Source organism: Evtepia sp. (assembly GCF_034090835.1).
Taxonomy (GTDB): domain Bacteria; phylum Bacillota; class Clostridia; order Oscillospirales; family Oscillospiraceae; genus Evtepia.
Genome location: NZ_JAXDRS010000006.1, coordinates 12,715 through 28,841, shown reverse-complemented (window position 1 = coordinate 28,841; position 16,127 = coordinate 12,715). Strand labels below are relative to the sequence as shown.

The 16,127-nt window shown below is 59.1% G+C and carries 11 protein-coding genes; all 11 read right to left on the bottom strand.

Features of this window, described 5'->3' with window-relative positions; all coding sequences use genetic code 11:
- Positions 1 to 30: 30 nt before the first annotated feature.
- Positions 31 to 1,623, bottom strand: coding sequence for a polysaccharide biosynthesis protein (locus SOR61_RS00945; protein WP_320610826.1), 1,593 nt, complete (start codon positions 1,621 to 1,623; stop codon positions 31 to 33).
- Positions 1,624 to 1,650: 27 nt separating this feature from the next.
- Positions 1,651 to 2,955 carry an amidohydrolase gene (locus SOR61_RS00940; protein WP_320610825.1) on the bottom strand — a complete coding sequence of 435 codons (1,305 nt, stop codon included), beginning with the start codon at positions 2,953 to 2,955 and terminating at the stop codon, positions 1,651 to 1,653.
- Between the two features lie 3 nt (positions 2,956 to 2,958).
- Complete coding sequence (locus SOR61_RS00935; protein ID WP_320610824.1) at positions 2,959 to 3,798, bottom strand: purine-nucleoside phosphorylase; 840 nt, start codon at positions 3,796 to 3,798, stop codon at positions 2,959 to 2,961.
- Positions 3,799 to 4,080: 282 nt separating this feature from the next.
- On the bottom strand, positions 4,081 to 5,520 hold the full coding sequence (locus tag SOR61_RS00930) for a sodium-dependent transporter (protein ID WP_320610823.1): 1,440 nt from the start codon (positions 5,518 to 5,520) through the stop codon (positions 4,081 to 4,083).
- A 358-nt stretch (positions 5,521 to 5,878) separates the two neighbouring features.
- A complete protein-coding gene (locus SOR61_RS00925) occupies positions 5,879 to 7,570 on the bottom strand; it encodes a response regulator (RefSeq protein WP_320610839.1) in 1,692 nt (563 codons plus the stop codon).
- 2,020 nt (positions 7,571 to 9,590) lie between these two features.
- A complete protein-coding gene (locus SOR61_RS00920; protein ID WP_320610822.1) occupies positions 9,591 to 10,517 on the bottom strand; it encodes a 4Fe-4S binding protein in 927 nt (308 codons plus the stop codon).
- 71 nt (positions 10,518 to 10,588) lie between these two features.
- The gene (locus tag SOR61_RS00915) at positions 10,589 to 11,785 is read right to left on the bottom strand and encodes a VWA containing CoxE family protein (protein WP_320610821.1); all 1,197 of its coding nucleotides are present in this window, start codon (positions 11,783 to 11,785) and stop codon (positions 10,589 to 10,591) included.
- A gap of 19 nt (positions 11,786 to 11,804) precedes the next feature.
- Positions 11,805 to 12,638: a MoxR family ATPase gene (locus tag SOR61_RS00910; RefSeq protein WP_320610820.1), complete on the bottom strand. Its 834-nt coding sequence runs from the start codon at positions 12,636 to 12,638 to the stop codon at positions 11,805 to 11,807.
- A gap of 267 nt (positions 12,639 to 12,905) precedes the next feature.
- On the bottom strand, positions 12,906 to 14,015 hold the full coding sequence (locus SOR61_RS00905; protein WP_320610819.1) for a DUF262 domain-containing protein: 1,110 nt from the start codon (positions 14,013 to 14,015) through the stop codon (positions 12,906 to 12,908).
- 3 nt (positions 14,016 to 14,018) lie between these two features.
- Positions 14,019 to 15,242, bottom strand: coding sequence for an adenine-specific methyltransferase EcoRI family protein (locus SOR61_RS00900; RefSeq protein ID WP_320610818.1), 1,224 nt, complete (start codon positions 15,240 to 15,242; stop codon positions 14,019 to 14,021).
- Between the two features lie 193 nt (positions 15,243 to 15,435).
- Positions 15,436 to 16,107, bottom strand: coding sequence for an ElyC/SanA/YdcF family protein (locus SOR61_RS00895; protein WP_320610817.1), 672 nt, complete (start codon positions 16,105 to 16,107; stop codon positions 15,436 to 15,438).
- Positions 16,108 to 16,127 lie beyond the last annotated feature (20 nt).

Sequence of the window (16,127 nt, the reverse complement as noted above, 5' to 3'; positions counted from 1 at the left end):
ATTTTTTCTCTCGTCTCAGAGATATCTTCTTTACTTGATCCGCAGGAGCTTGGCGATCTTATCGCCCTTGGGCATAAGGGCCAGGTCGTCCCGGGACACCACCCGCAGCAGGACCACCAGGATCACATAGACCACACCGCCCACAGCGATGGCCCCCACCACCGACAGGCTCACGCCCAGGTGGCGGGACAGCATCCCGTAGCTGGCCCAGGCGGCCGCACCCATGATGAGGGCAGCCAGAGTGGGCTTCACAAAGACACGGAGATACTTGGGGGGGTGGGGGGTGACCTTCTTGATGGCCACCAGTTCCATGATCGCCACCAGCAGGAAGCAGACCAGGGTGCCCATGGGTGCGCCTTTGATGCCCACAGCGGGGATCTGCACCAGGATGAAGTTCACCACCAGCTTGGTGGCGCTGCCGATGGCGATAAACCAGATGGGCAGGGCCGCATGGCCGTTGGCCTGGAGGACGGCGTTACACAGGAGCATCATGCAGACGAAGACCGAAGCGATGCCCAGGATAAAGAGGCAGTGGCTGGCCACTTCCTGGTTGGTCTCCGGATAGAGGAACTGGATGATGGGGGCGCTGAGGACCGCCAGACCCACGCCGGCAGGCAGGGCCAGCATGGCCCCCACCCGCAGGGCGGACTCTGCGATCTTGCCGGCGCCGATCTTATCCTTCTGGGTCAGGGCTGCTGCCACGGCCGGGACGATACAAGCGGTCAGAGAGACCATGAAGGCCGAGGGCAGGTTGTAGATGGTCACGGCCTTCTGGTAACAGCCGTAGAGGCTCACTGCCAGCTCCTCCGGGTAGCCCAGGGCGCTCTGGAGCAGGTTCTGCACCTGGATGGTATCCAGATAGGTGGTGATAGGCACCACAGAAGAGCTGAGAGTGATGGGCACGGCGATGGCAGCCAGGGTTTTGATGATACGCCCCGGTGACTCCGGGGTGTCCTGGCCCGCCAGCCGCATCCGGGCCGTGTTTCTTCGGTGGTGGCGGACCATCAGGTAGAGCAGGGCCACCAGGCCGCTGGTGGTGACGCCGCCAATGGCGCCGGCGGCGGAGTACTCGCTGCCAAAGCCCAGCTTCAGGATATACCAGGCCAGCAGCAGGCCCACGGAGAGCTTGATGAGGGCTTCCAGCACCTGGGATACCGCCGTGGGCACCATGTCAGAGTGGCCCTGGGCATAGCCTCGGTAGGCAGACATGGTGCACACAAAGAAGCAGGACAGAGACATGACCCGCACCGCCGGAGCGGCCAGGCTGTCCCCCTGGAGCTCCGCCAGGGGCTGGGCAAAGACGAACATAATGAGGCTGCTCACCGCACCCAGGATCACAAAGGTCACCAGGGCCACCCGGAAGACCCGGTTGACCTGGTTGCGCCGGTCCAGGGCGTTGGCCTCGGAGATGGTTTTGGACATGGCCACCGGCAGGCCCGCCGTGGAGATCATGAGCAGCAAATTATAGATAGCGTAGGCGTTGTTAAAGTGGCCAAAGCCCACGTCACCCAAAATTCGGCCCAGAGGGATCTTGTACAGGGCGCCGATGACTTTTACGATGGCGATGCTGGCCGCCAGGATGGCAGCCCCGCCAAAAAAGGTGTTTTTGGATGCTTGTTTCAACGGTCAATTCCTCCGGTCGCGCAAGGGTTAAGGAGCGCCAAACAAAAGGGGCATGGCATAGTCCGACACCTCTCGTTTGATCCGTTCCAGGTCCAGGGTGAAGTAGATCCCATCCTTGTATATGATGTTACCCCGGGCCATATTCATCACCACGTCGCTGCCCCGGGTGGAGTACACCAGATTGTCCGCCACGCTGTGGCAGGGGGTCAGATTGGGGCGGTCAAAGTCCACCAGGATCAGGTCTGCGGTGTAACCCGCCTGGATCCGGCCGGTACGGCGGCCCAGGGCCTGGGCGCCCTGGCAGGTGGCCATCCGCAGCACGTCCATGGGCAGCAGGGCCAGCGGGTCGTGGGTCACACCGTTGTGGATGATCGCAGCAAACTTCATCTCTTCAAACATATCGTGGCTGTTGTTGGAGGAAACTCCGTCGGTACCCAGACCAATGTTGACCCCCGCCTTCTTCATGGCAGGGATCCAGGCCACACCAGACCCCAGCTTCAGGTTGGAGACCGGGTTATGGATGCAGGAGACCTTTTTCTCCGCCATGAGCGCCCAGTCCTCTTCGGTGGTCCAGACGCAGTGGGCAGCAATGGCCCGGGTGTCCCACACGCCATGGCGGTCCAGGATCTGGAAGGGGGTCTTGCCCCAGCGCTTCTTGCACTCCTCGTGCTCCGACTGGGTCTCCGACACATGGACGTGCATGCCCAGATTCTTCTCCCTGGCGTACTGGGCCATGGCGATCCAGAGGTCGGGGCGGGAGGTATACTCCCCGTGAATGCAGGCGTCCACCAGGATCTGCCCCTGGTTGTACCCGTGCCAGGTCTCCACCAGTTCGCGGGTCTCCACGCAGGCGGGATAGGTCTGGAAATCAAAGTCCTGGGCAAACAGCGTGGCGCCCCGGGCGATGTTGGCGGAAATGCCCGCCTTGACCACCTCATCGGTGATCTCATCGCAGAACATGTACATATCTGCGATGGTGGTCACGCCGGAGGCGATGAGCTCCGCCAGGGCCAGACCGGTGCCTGCCCGGACGGCCCGTCCGTCCAGCTTGTCTTCCGCCGGGAAGATCCACTGGTTGAGCCAGGTGTGCAGGTCGCAGCCCCCGCCGTATCCCCGCAGAAGGGTCATGGGGATGTGGGTATGGGCGTTCACCAGGCCGGGCATCAGCACGTTGCCGCCGCAGTCGATTTCCCGGTCAAAGGTCCCTTCCGGGCGGGTGGTGCCCACGGAAGCGATGTTCGCCCCGTCCACCGCCACATAGGCGTTGTCCAGCAGGGTGCCCGCCTCATCCATGAGCAGAGCCCGGCAGTTGTGCAGCAGAATGGTCCCCATGGCTTACGCCTCCTCTGCGGGCAGGTGCTCCAGGCAGGCCAGCACCAGAGCAGAGAACTTCTCCCGGGCCGCTTCCGCAGCGTCCAGCACTTCCTGCTCGCTCAGGGGCTGGGGCAGCATCCCGGCAGCCATGTTGGCCACCAGCGTAAAGCCCAGCACCTGCATGCCGCAGTGGCCTGCCACGATGACTTCCGGAGCGGTGGACATGCCCACAGCGTCTGCCCCCAGGACACGAGCCATGCGGATCTCCGCAGGGGTCTCATACTGAGGACCGGGGAAGTACATATACACGCCTTCCTTCAGGTCCATGTCCAGGCGGCGGGCCTGCCGACGGGCCAGCTCCCGGAGAGCAGGGGTGTAGAGATAGCTGGCGTCGGGGAAGCGCACGCCAAACTCCGGGAGGTTCTCGCCCCGAAGGGGAGACTCCATAAAGATCTTGATCTGGTCAGTGATGAGCATCAGGTCTCCGGCGTGGAAAGTAAAGTTGACCCCGCCGGCGGCGTTGGTGACAAAGAGGGTGTCGCAGCCCAGCAGGCGCAGCACCCGCACCCCGTAGCTCACTTCCTCATAGGAGTAGCCCTCGTAGTGGTGCATCCGGCCCTGCATCACCGCCACAGGCTGGCCGGCCAGGGTGCCGAACACCAGCTGGCCCTTGTGGCCCGGCGCGGTGGAGTGTTTAAAGTGAGGGATCTCACCATAGGGGACGATCACCGGGTTTTCCACCTGGTCGCCCAGGTAGCCCAGGCCGGAACCCAGGACCATGGCAACTCTGGGCCGGAAGCCGTTCAGTTTGCCCCGCAGATACGCTGCGCTCTCTTCATACTGTGCGTAGGTATAGTTCATGTGATAACCTCCATCTCGGGGCAGCGCCCCGATCCTCCCGGCCAACCGGCCGGGGCAGATAGTCTTCCTTTATGGTCATATTGGACTATATTACACCCATGCCATAGAAAAAGCAATGAAAATCCCTTGAAAATCAGGACTTTTTCCGTTTTCCCCCTCCCCTTCCCCGGGTGGTCATCCATTGGATGACAGGGATTCCTGATGCTGGAAGCCCAAAAAGGATCGCCGCAGAACCATGGTTCTGCGGCGATCCTTTTCTTTTTCAAACAGGGTATTTGCGGTTCACAAGTTAAAGAAGGACGTGATCTGTGTGTAGAGCACGATGACCATCACCACGGGGATGATGAAGCGGAAGCAGACCTTCAGGAAGCCTGCACCCTTGAAGGTATGGCCGCTCTCCTCGCACTCGTCCTTCACCAGGTTGGGCAGGAGCCAGCCCAGGATGATGCTCATGCACAGAGCGCCCAGGGGCATGAGGATGCCCTCGGAGATCATGTCGTAGAAGTCCAGCCAGCAGTCGTTCCACATGGCGAAGCCTGCGCTGTCCTTGGCGATGCCCAGCAGCTCATAGGGCGCCTTCACCACAGCGTCGCCGCTGCCCAGTGCGTCCAGGGCCACGGGGATGCCGATGAGGAAGATGAGGACGGCAAAGACCAGGGCGATCTTCTTCCGGTTGGGCTCTTTGCCCTTATCCAGCTGCCGGTCCACCACGCTGGCGGTGCACACCTCCAGCAGCGCAATGGAGGAGGTGATGGCGGCGATGAACACCAGGAAGTAGAACAGGAAGCCCATGAGGTTGCCGGTAAAGCCGCCCATACCGTCCAGGAAGACCTTCTGCATGGAGGCAAAGAGCAGGCCAGGGCCCTGGGCGTAGTCCACGTCAAAGGCTGCGCAGGCGGGCAGGATCATCATACCGGCCAGCAGCGCAAAGAGGGTGTCGGACAGGGGCACGATGGTAGCGTTTCTCTGCAGGCTCTTCTGCTTGTCCAGATAGGAACCAAAGGTAATGTTGATACCCATGGCCAGAGACAGGGAGAAGAACACCTGCCCGGAGGCGGTTTTCAGCACGTTAAAGAAGCTCTCAGGGGTGGAAAAGAGGCTCATATCGGGCACAAACATGAACTTGTAGCCCTCGATGGCGCCGGGCTGCAGAGCCACAAAGACGATGATGATCACCAGGATCACACCCAGCGCAGGCATCACGGTCTTGCTGAACTTCTCGATACCGCCCTTGATGCCGCCCATGACCACCACCATGGTGCAGACCATAAAGATGGCAAAGAACAGGATCATGCTGCTGCCGTCATAGAGCAGCCAGGAAAAGAAGTCGCTGCCCTGACCGGAGAAGCCGTCCACGCCGAAGAGCTGGACCAAAAAGCCCAGGCAGTAGCGCAGGACCATGCCGCCCAGCACGGAGTAGAAGCTGAGGATCAGGAAGGGGGATATGACCGCCATATAGCCCACGAAGGAATACTTCCTGGACAGGGCCGCATATGCGCCCACACCTTTGCCGGTCTTCCGGCCCAGGGCGAACTCGCCCAGCATCAGCACAGAGCCCACCAGAACCACCAGGATCAGGTAAACGATCAGAAAGGCAAAGCCGCCGGTCTTACCCATTTTATAGGGGAACGCCCAGAGGTTGCCCAGACCGATGGCGGAACCGATGGAGGCCATGAGGAAGCCAAAGTTGCTGCCCCACTGCCCTCGTTTCGACATTTCCATAGGTTTTCTCTCTCCTTTGTTCGAATCTGCCGCCTCCCCGGGAAGCGGGAGGCAGCGCCGCGGAAACAAGAGGGCCCGCCTCCCTCTGAGACAGGGAGGCGGCACCGTTCGCTTGCTACCACTTTACACTAAACCAACAAAGATTGCAAGATAATGTTTTTTTCTACAGTTTCTGTCAACTTTTTTCCCAAAAAATCGGGGGCGGGCTTCTGAAATCCCTTGCCGCACAAGAGAAAAGGACGGGCCATACATTTGAAACAATTTGTTTATTTCTATCTAAAAAGGTGACGATCTACCAAATCAACACCCTGCCGGGCCCGTCCTTTTCCAAAATTTTTTCCTCTGTCAGGGCAGTTCCTCAGGCCTCCGGCGGCAGATCCGTCTCCAGATAGCCCATGGCCTCCTCCAGCTGGCGGCAGAGCAGCAGCAGCAGGGGGACTCCCTGGTCGATCTGGGCCTTGTCCCCTGCCCGTCCGGCCATCTCCATCTGCTCGGCCTGGCGGCCCAGCTCCATGGCGCCGATCCAGCGGGAGGCGCTCTTCAGGCTGTGAGCCTCCCGGCTGAAGGTCTCCCAATCTTCGCTCTTCCAGGTGGCCTCCAGCTGGGTGATCCGCTCGGGCAGCTGCTGGAAGAAGAGGGTCAGGGTGCTCTGGTAAATGGCCGCCGTGCCGCAGTAGGCCATACCCTGGGCGGTGTCCACCCCGGGCAGGTGGGCGATGGCCTGGGTCAGCACCTCGTCCTCCTGGGCTTTCTCCGGCAGAGTGGGGGCCTTCTGCTTGTCCTCCGGGAGCCACACCCGCAGCACATCGTCCAGCCGGTCCAGCTCAATGGGCTTGGAGACAAAGTCGTTGAATCCGTTTTCCAGGAAGAACTCCCGCACCCCCTTCATGGCGTTGGCCGTGAGGGCGATGATGTGCACCACCGCAAAGTAGGGGTCCTTCTTCCCCATCTCCCGAATGGCCCGGGTGGCCTCCACCCCGTCCATGTCGGGCATCATATGGTCCATGAACACCAGGTCCGGCCAGACCTGGGTCATCTGCCGCAGGGCCTCCCGGCCGGAGCGGGCGGTGTACACCTCCATGCCGTAGGGCTGGAGCAGGCCCTGACACACCTTCAGGTTCAAGGGCTGGTCGTCCACCACCAGCACCGCCGCCTCGGGGGCGATGAAGCTGTTGTAGTTCTGGTCGTTTTCGTGGCGGACGCCCTCCTGATAGGGACCGCAGGGCAGGGGGTTCACCACCTTCTGGGGCAGACGCACCCAGAAGTCGCTACCCACCCCATAGACGCTCTCAACGCCCAGCTGGCCATCCATGAGCTCTGTGAGCTTCTGACAGATGGGCAGGCCCAGGCCGGTTCCCTCGATGTGGCGGTTTTCCTTGCTGTCCAGCCGGCCGTAGCTCTGGAAGATGTAGGGCAGGTCCTCCTTGCGGATGCCGATGCCCGTATCCTCCATATGGATCACCAAAATGCCGTCCTCCGGCTGGGGTTCCCAGGTGACGGTCATGGTGATGGTCCCCTCCTGGGTGTACTTCACTGCGTTGCTGCCCAGGTTCATGATGATATGGCTGATGTTCACATCGTCTCCGTAGAGGGTGGTGGGGATGGTCTCGTCCACCTGCGCCTGGAACTCCAGCTTCTTCTCCTGGGCCCGCATCCGCAGCACCGTAATGGTGTCGTGGAGGGTGCTGAGGATGTTGTAGTTCTCGGGGGCCAGTTCCATCTTTCCTTCCTCGATCTTGGACAGGTCCAGGATGCTGTTGATGTTCTCCAGCAGGATGCGGCCGCTGCCCCGGATGTCCCGGAAGCAGTTGTCCTTCTTCTCCGCAGAATCCTCCCGCAGGCCCAGCTCCGACATGCCCAGAATGGCGTTGAGGGGGGTGCGGATGTCGTGGCTCATGTTGGCCAGGAACTGGCTCTTGGCCCGGCTGGCCGCCTCCGCCGCCTGGGCGGTGACCCGGGCCTTCTCCTCCTCGTGGCGGAGGTTCACCGTGGCGGTCTCGTCCTCAAAGACCCAGAGGGTGTCCGGCTTCTGGGGGGAATACCCGGGCATGGGCAGCACCCGGACACAGATCCAGGTCCCGTTGCGCTTTTGGTAGGTGACCTCCATCTGCCGCTCGGTGTCCAGCTTCTCCCGCAGGCGGTCATAGTCCAGCAGTTCATCCATGGCCGGCAGGTACTCCTCCTGCATGAGCTCTGCCCCGTACCGCTGCAGGGTGGCGCTGAGGTGATTGTGTTCGCTGGCCAGCAGCTCTGCAAAGTATCGGGGGACCTTGATGCTGCGGGCCAGGTCGTCGTTGAGGTTCACCACATAGATGCCCTGGTAGTAGTCGGCGATCACGTGGACAAAGTCCAGCTCGTCCTCGGACTCCACCAGTTTCTTGGCCCGGAGGAAGAGCTCCTGCTGCTTTTCCTCCAGCTCACGGCGCTCTTCCAGCTCCCGCATCTTCTCCTCGGTCACCTGACGGATGAAGAAGTTGCACTTGGCCTGCCGGCTCTCCGGGTCCCGGAAGAAGTAGAGCTCTGCCGAGTGCCACTCATACCCCGGGGCCTCGTCGGTTTTCACCCGGTACTCCTGCACCACCCGTGTGGTACCGCTGAAGAAGAGGCTCAGCAGGGCCCGGCGGTCCATGGAGTAGCAGTAGTTCTCCCGGTCCTTGGGATGGATGGTGGGGGCGATCTGCTCCTTGACAAAGGCGCTGTACGGCTGGTTCTCCCCCGCCTCCCGGAGCAGATCTGCGTAGGTGTCCCAGCCCCACAGCATCCGCCAGGTGTCCTCCTCCAGAGAGATCTCAATGCCTGCCACCGTGCCCAGCATCATCCGGTTCAGCAGTTTCGAGGCCGCTTCTCTCTGGCGCTTCTGCTTCACGTCCTCGGTAATATCCCGGATGGTGCCCACCGCCGTGGTCCCCTCGTTGTCGGACAGGGGTTCCAACTTCAGCTGGATCCAGGTCTCCTGGTCATCCACGGTCTGGAAGGTGACCTCGCTGTCCTGCCCATGGGCTGCCTGCTCCAGGGCGGCCAGAAAAGCCCCCTCCCACTGCCCGGAACAGTTCAGGAAGGCCAGCAGCTGCCGGGGGGTCTCCAGGGTGGTCTTCAGCAGCTGGCCCTGCCCCTTCTCCGGGGAGATCAGGCGGATCATTCCGTCCGGGAGCAGCTCAAACAGCTGCACATCCGAGCTGGGCAAAGCTGCGTTCATCAGGGTGTTGTTCCGGGCCACCTCCTGGGCCAGCTGGGCCCTGCCAGCCTTCTCCCGCATGGCCTGGTACAGCAGCACCGCCACGGTGGCCACCACATACAGCAGCACCAGAAGCACATAGGCCAGCACAGAGGGGATCCCGATCCCCACTGCGCTGTCGATGTCATCCTCCAGCAGGGCTGCGCACAGGCTCCACCCGGGGATGCCGGTACTCTGGGCATAGAGGTAGATCTTCTGCCCGTCCGCCATCTGGTGGGTCACGGTCCCATCCCAGAGGCCGTTGGCCGGCTTTTCCAGCTGCTCCTTCTGCACCTGGTCCAGCAGGTTCCAGTCATAGAATCTCTGGCCGATCAGGTCCTCCTGGTACAGGGTATCCAGCAGCACCGCACCGCTCTCCTGCTCAAAGACCACAATGTGCCGGTCCTGCTCTCCCAGGCCCCGGAAGTAGGAGTAGTCAAAGAGCTTGCTCAGCTCCACGGTCCCGAAGGTTTCCACCCCGGACAGGGTGTCGGTGACAAACAGCCGCACCGCCCAGAGGCGCACTCCGTCCACCTCCACTTCCTGGACCCGTCCGATCCGGAACATCCCTGTGTCCAGGTTGCAGTCGCTGATCTCTGTCCACTGCATATCATGGCGGACGGTCCCATCCTGTAAGATGGCCGAGCCGTCCTTCATCCGAATTCCCGCTTCCACAAAGGGGTCCGACTCCTCCAACGCCTGTAAAATGGCGATGGTCTTTTGGCTGCTGGGGTCGCTCCCCGCTCCAATGAGGCGGCTGGCGGTCTCCAGTCGCCCCGCCAGCTCCCGGGCCGCCGTCTCCACGCTGGCGCTGCTCTGCCGGGCAAAGACCGGCAGGTTATCCAGGGCGGCCTGCTCATCCCGCTTTTCCAGCTCCAGCCGCAGGATGACCGTAGTCGCCACAAAACAGGCCACCAGAATGGCCAGGGTCCGAATGTATCCCACCGCTTTCCGGTGGGTCTTCTTTTTCTGCCGCTTCACAGGGCACTCCCCCTTTTTCTCTCTTCTCCCCGGCGGGGGCCGGGATCAAAAACAGCTGGTTGGGTTTCCGTCCGCTGCACACCTTCTGGAGCATCTGGGCAGCGCCGGCCAGGGCGGCCTCCCCAATGGTCCGGGCCTTCTTGGGACAGCGCGCCACGCAGCGCATACAGGAAATGCAGACTGCCTGATCGGTTTCCGCCGGAGTTTCCTCGGGAATGGCCCCCACGGGACAGTTCTTGGCGCAGGCCCCGCAGCCGGTGCAGGCCTCACCGGCGGCCGGCTTCATGGGGACCCCGTGGTAGTCCACATAGGGCCGCTTGCCCGGCAGAGAGAGGGTCAGATCGTCCTGGTCCAGGCGGGCCAGAATGGTCTCGGCAAAGGACGCCAGCGCTTCCCGGTCGGCCTCGTCCGGACGGCCCTGGCCGAAGGCCCGCACAATGGAGTGCTCCGCCACCGCCGCCACCCCGGCCACCGGGACAAAGCCTGCCTCCCGGGTCACTTCATCCAGTTCCAGAAGGGTGTCGTCGTAGTCCCGGTTGCCGTACACCGCCAGGAGCACCACCCGGGCGCCCTGGCCTTTCATGGCCAGCAGCCGGTCTGCCGCCGGGGCGGGGACCCGCCCGCCGTAAGAGGGGACCGCCGCAATGCACAGGTCCTCCGGGGAGAAGGTCCGAAGGGAGAAGTCCTCCTTCCGGTCCGTGAGGTCCACGAACACCGGGTCGGGGCTCAGGGCGTTTGCCAGGCAGCGGGACACCTTGCGGGTGCCGCCGGTGGGACTGAAACAGAGTTCATATACGTTCATGACAGATTCCTCCTGGATGTTCTTGGGAAAAAACGGCTTGTCGGGAATACCGACAAGCCGTTTGGAAGTTCTTATCTGGCCGACACCAACTTTTTCAGGCCCCGGCCCAGGCCCTCCACGGTCAGCTGATACATATCCACCACGTTGCGGATCATCTCGATGGTTTGATAGCCGTAATCATACTCCCACATGGCCTCGGGGATGGGATTGAACCACACCATTTTCTCAAACCGGCTGTGGAAGCGGTTGAGCCAGGTGAGGCCGGTCTCAGCGTTGTAGCGGTTATAGAAGCTGCTGCCGCCGATCCAGGTCAGCTCCGAGGGCGCCATGGAAGCGTCGCCTACCACAATGACTTTGTACTCCCGGCTGAGGTTGTTGATCACCCACTGGGTCTGCACCGACTCGCCGTAAATGCAGCGGGGGTCGGTATACAGCTCGGAGTAGAAGCAGTTGTGGAAGTAATAGATCTTCAGGTCCTTAAAGTTGTTGGCCCGGTTCACCGCCTGGAAGAGCTGGCTGCACAGGCGGGCGTAGGGGGTCATGGAACCACCGGAGTCAAAGAGGACCATGACCTTGATGTCGTTGGTTCTGGGTCGGTCAAACTCCAGCTGGAGGTATCCGGCGTTGTTGCAGGTCTCGTCGATGGTCCGGTCCAGGTTGAGCACGTCCATGGGGCCGTCCTGCCGGGTGGTCATCTGCCGCAGGCGGCGGAAGGCCAGCTGGAAGGACCGCTGGTCCAGCACATTGTCCTCCCGGAAGTCCCGGAAGTCCCGCTCGCCAGCCACTTGCAGGGCGTGGCGGTGCTGGCCCTTGCCTCCCACCCGGATGCCGGTGGCGGCGTAGCCGGAGTGGCCCATGGTGGAGGTGCCGCCGGTGCCCACCCAGTACTGGCCGCCGTCGTGGCGCTCGTGCTGCTCCTGCAGCCGCTCCTCCAGCATCTGGCGGAGCTTCTCCAGGTCGTAGGTGGTTCGGGCGTCCACTTCGTCCTTGTCGTACTTCTTCATGTTCTTGGGGTCGTGGAGCCAGTCCATGAGTTCGTTGGGGATGTCCTCGATGTGCTGGATGCGGTCGAAATACTCCAGGAAGATCTCGTCGAACTTGTCAAAGTCCGCCTCGGTCTTCACCAGAATGGCCCGGCTGACATAGTAGAATTCCAGCAGGCTGTTCCGGCACAGGCCCTTTTCCAGGGCATCCATCAGGGAAAGCCACTCGTTCATGGACACCTTCAGCCCCCGGGCACGCATGAGGTAGAATAAATCGGTAAACACGGTGTCCCCTCCTTGGCTCTTACCAGCGGTAGCCGTTCTTCACCCGGTTCTTGGCGTTCTTCACGGCGGTGAGGTCTTCGGTCTTCTTCAGCAGGATGCCGGCGTAGGGCAGTTCCTTCTCGATCTTGTCCGGGTCCACGCCGCCCAGGCGCAGGGCCTGGAGCCAGTCCAGCAGCTCAGAGGTAGAAGGCTTCTTGGCCACGGTGGGCAGATCGCGCACCTGATAGAAGGCACGCATGGCCATATCCAGCAGGTGGTCCTCGATGTTGTCAAAGTGGGCGTGGACAATGTCGGTCATCATGTCCTGGTTGGGGAAGGCGATATAGTGGAAGATGCAGCGGCGCAGGAAAGCGTCGGGCAGCTCCTTCTCCGCGTTGGAGGTGATGATGACGATGGGGCGCTGCTTGGCAGAGATGGTCTGCTTGGTCTCGGGGATGTAGAACTCCATCTTGTCCAGCTCCCACAGCAGGTCGTTGGGGAACTCCAGGTCGGCCTTTTCGATCTCGTCGATGAGCAGGACCACCTGCTCGTCGGAGTTGAAGGCCTCGCCCAGCTTGCCCAGCTTGATATACTTCTTGATGTCGTCCACGCCTTCGCCGCCGAACTGGCTGTCGTACAGACGCTGGACGGTATCGTACACGTACAGACCGTCCTGAGCCTTGGTGGTGGACTTGATGTTCCAGATGATGAGCTTCTTGCCCAGGGCCTCGGCGATGGCGTCGGCCAGCATGGTCTTGCCGGTGCCGGGCTCGCCCTTGATGAGCAGAGGCTTCTGCAGGGCGATGGAGATGTTGACGATGCGCAGCAGGTCCTCAGAGACCACGTAATTGCTGCTTCCCTTGAATTCTTTCATAGCAGTGTGTTCCTTTCCCTTGGTAAAATGTGGTATGACGACGAGGGAGCCCTCGTTGTTTGCTGTTTACAATCTCTTTCATTGTACCATAAACCCCCGGGGAAGTCATGGCCTTTTCCCTATTCTCCACGCCAATTCTCAGGAAATCCCCTCCCCTTTTTTTGTGAATTGAGGAAAAGCCCGGCAGAGAAAAGCGCCGCAGGCCCCAAAGGGGTCTGCGGCGCAGGATTTGGTTATGGGGTTCCGGCATAAGCCCCTATCAACGGCTCATTGGGAGCCTTTCCTCAAATTGCAGTCTCGGCAGAGCATCTGACAGTTATCGGGAATCGTCTTGCCGCCTTTGCTCCACGGCGTGATATGGTCGGCGTGCATCCGTTCAAACTCAAATTCTTCACCACAGATAGCACACTTATGTCCTTGCTTCTCGTAGGCAGCCAAGGCATCCCGCCGGTCAAAGGCACGGATTGACAGCTTTTTCTCTTCGCCTGTCAGCAAATACTCATAAATACCAGATTTTTTACTTACATCTTCATCCCCCATGAGTCGCTGAATTTCCATTTCCAGCTTTTTGGGGTCAAGGTCTGTCCGCTTGCCGTGCTGATTGTAGAAAAGGCCCCACGGCAGACCATTCATTTCTTTTTTTCTAACTTTGGGGAATACAACCTGCACCCAGTCGATGACGGACCGGAAATAATTCCACAGCTGCACTGCACTACGGTCATGCTGATGCTCTGCCATGTACGCTTCAATGGTTTTCCCTTCGGCACTGGCTGCCCAGGAAATAGCTGTTTCCAGATATTCCTGCCGGATACTGGAACCTTTCAGATAATCGCCAGCCAAAACCCCTGCTGCACAGCCACTTTTGGAAAAATACCGCTTTGCGTCAGCAGTCCAGCTACCGGCATAGACAGCGTTCCGCAGTTCTTGATCGGTCAATTCTTCGCCTGCAATGTTGATAATGCGGAACCACTCCAGCTTTTCGCTGTCTGTACCGTCGCAAACATACACGAACAGGGGATAGTCAAGAATCTGCTGCTTCTTGTCAGCCGGCAGATTATAAAAATACTTGTCATCCACTGAGAAAGAACCGTCCACGTATTCGCACAGAGAAATGGTGCGCTGCTGGCCGTCCAGCACCTCGAATCCGTCGGAACCGTCCTCTTTCTTCACCTTGCACCAGTACATCACGTTGAGCGGCAAGCCCTTCATGACGGTGCGAATGACTTCATCCCGCTGGGCATCTTTGTAGACAAACTCCCGCTGATACTTCGGTCTTATATCAAGGCGCTCGTTATAACCGACAACACCTTCCTCTGCGTCATTGAAGTATTTCTCACAGACTTCACCGACAGTCACTTTCAACTCATCGATCTGCATATATCATTTCACCTCTTTCGGCGGCTCTGGGTGTTTGTTGCGAATAAGAATGCGGGCATACCCTTGTACATAAAACTCGTTGTCTACAATATAATAGGTTTTTCCTACTGGCGGAGTCGATACTTTTAGGACAGGTCCATCATTTAATTTTGTTACAACAGATTGTTTCCCATTTTTATCAACCTGTATTTGCTGGCCATACACCTTACTTGCTGCTCCAAACCATGTTTTTGCAATACCCACAATTTCAAATTGATCCGGGTTGTATTTATCCAGAAAAGTAATGGGCACACCCATCACTCCACTAAAATCGCATGGAATATCAGCAGTTTTAGATACCTCGATAGCATCATAGTTATCATAAGTAGGGTACTCTTCCGGATTGTAGCGCTTTACCAGAATCATTTCTTCATGGCGCTTTTTAATATCGAGATTAGTAAACCAACACGCGGATGCCAATCTTCCCATGACCACACCGTTGATAATCTTGTAAGCAGAGCCTTCTTTCTTATTTGCAAGCAACCATTGTTTGCGTTCATCCGGAATATCAAAATACATATCCTGATTCAAGGATTTTGCACCAATCCATACTTTGTTATCTTTCAGCAGCGGAAAAAACTCCTTATATGTGATGGCGTTCATATTTCCAATGATAATAAAATACTTCTGATGCTCCATCAAAACAGAAATATAGTCCCGGAATAACGAAAACGGGGGATTTGTGACCACAATGTCGGCTTCATCCAACAAATTCAGACATTCGGGCGAACGGAAATCCCCGTCATCTTCCAACTCCACCAACTCGTTTTCGCCAGAGCGGAACAGTTCTGCTACATCTAACATGTCCACGCTGCCGTCGCCAGTCGCATCATATACCCGTGTAACTACGGCCTTGTAGGGACGCTGGTCTTTGTTTTCTTCATCAGTTTTCGTTTCAAATACAAAAGTCAGCTGCCCATCTGGGTCAAAACTATATTTCAGCTGCCTGCCTGCTATCGGAGAGGAATAGTAACAGGTCGCAATCAGCTTTTTCAGCCCTAGACGATTGAAATTCAAAACGAAATATTTAAAGAAATTGCTCTCAAAAGGATCATCGCAGTTGCACAGCACAGTCTTGCCTTGAAAATGCTTTCGGTAATGCCGCATTTCCTTTTCGATGTCGGTCAGTTGCGTATAGAATTCATCATTTTTCGCTGTTTTAGCAGCCCCCAAAGCTGTATTTGCCATCACTGCCCCATCTCCTTCTCTCGTTTATCACAGTTGTCAAGCGCAATACATTTTCTGTGACCGTTCTCTCCCTCTCAACAGATAACTCTACTCTGCCATATATTTGTCTAATAGCGTATCGCAAAATAGCGAAAAAATCAATCCCATAGAAAAGCGCCGCAGGCCCCAAAGGGGTCTGCGGCGCAGGATTTGGTTATGGGGTTCCGGTGAGAGGTTCCTTTTTCCCCAGGTATTTGGGTTGGGGCTGGAGGAGGGCGGACAGGATGTCCTTATCCCGGGCCAGGATCTCCCGCAGGTCACGGGCCTGCTGGCCGGGGTAGTTCTGCCCCTCAGCGGCCACGCCCCAGGCCTCCACACCCAGCGCCCGGGCCAGGTACAGAGCCCGGTACATGTGGTACTCCTGGGTGACCACGATCATCCGGGACACGCCGAAGATGTCCCGGGCCCGGTACACGCTGTCATAGGTGGAAAACCCGGCGTAGTCCAGCACGATGTCCTCGGAGGGGACCCCGTGCTCCATGGCCCAGGCCTTCATCACTGCCACCTCGTTGTACTCCTCCTGCCCGTTGTCTCCGGACATGAGAAGTTTCGGGGCCCAGCCTGCCTGGTAGAGTTCCACTGCCCGGCGCAGCCGGTCGGCCAGCATCAGGCTGGGGCTGCCGTCCGGACGGACGCTGCACCCCAGGACCAGGATGCACTCTGCCCCCTCCGGCGGGGTGTCCTCTGTGGACAGCAGCCGGTCCTGAGTAGAGGTCACCACCCAGGCGCTGCCGCCAAAGACCAGCCCAACCAGCAGTACCACCACCGCCAGCAGGGCCACCACACACCGTTTCAGCCAGATCCATTTCTTTGTTTTTTCTTTCATTGCTATGCTCTCAAATACGG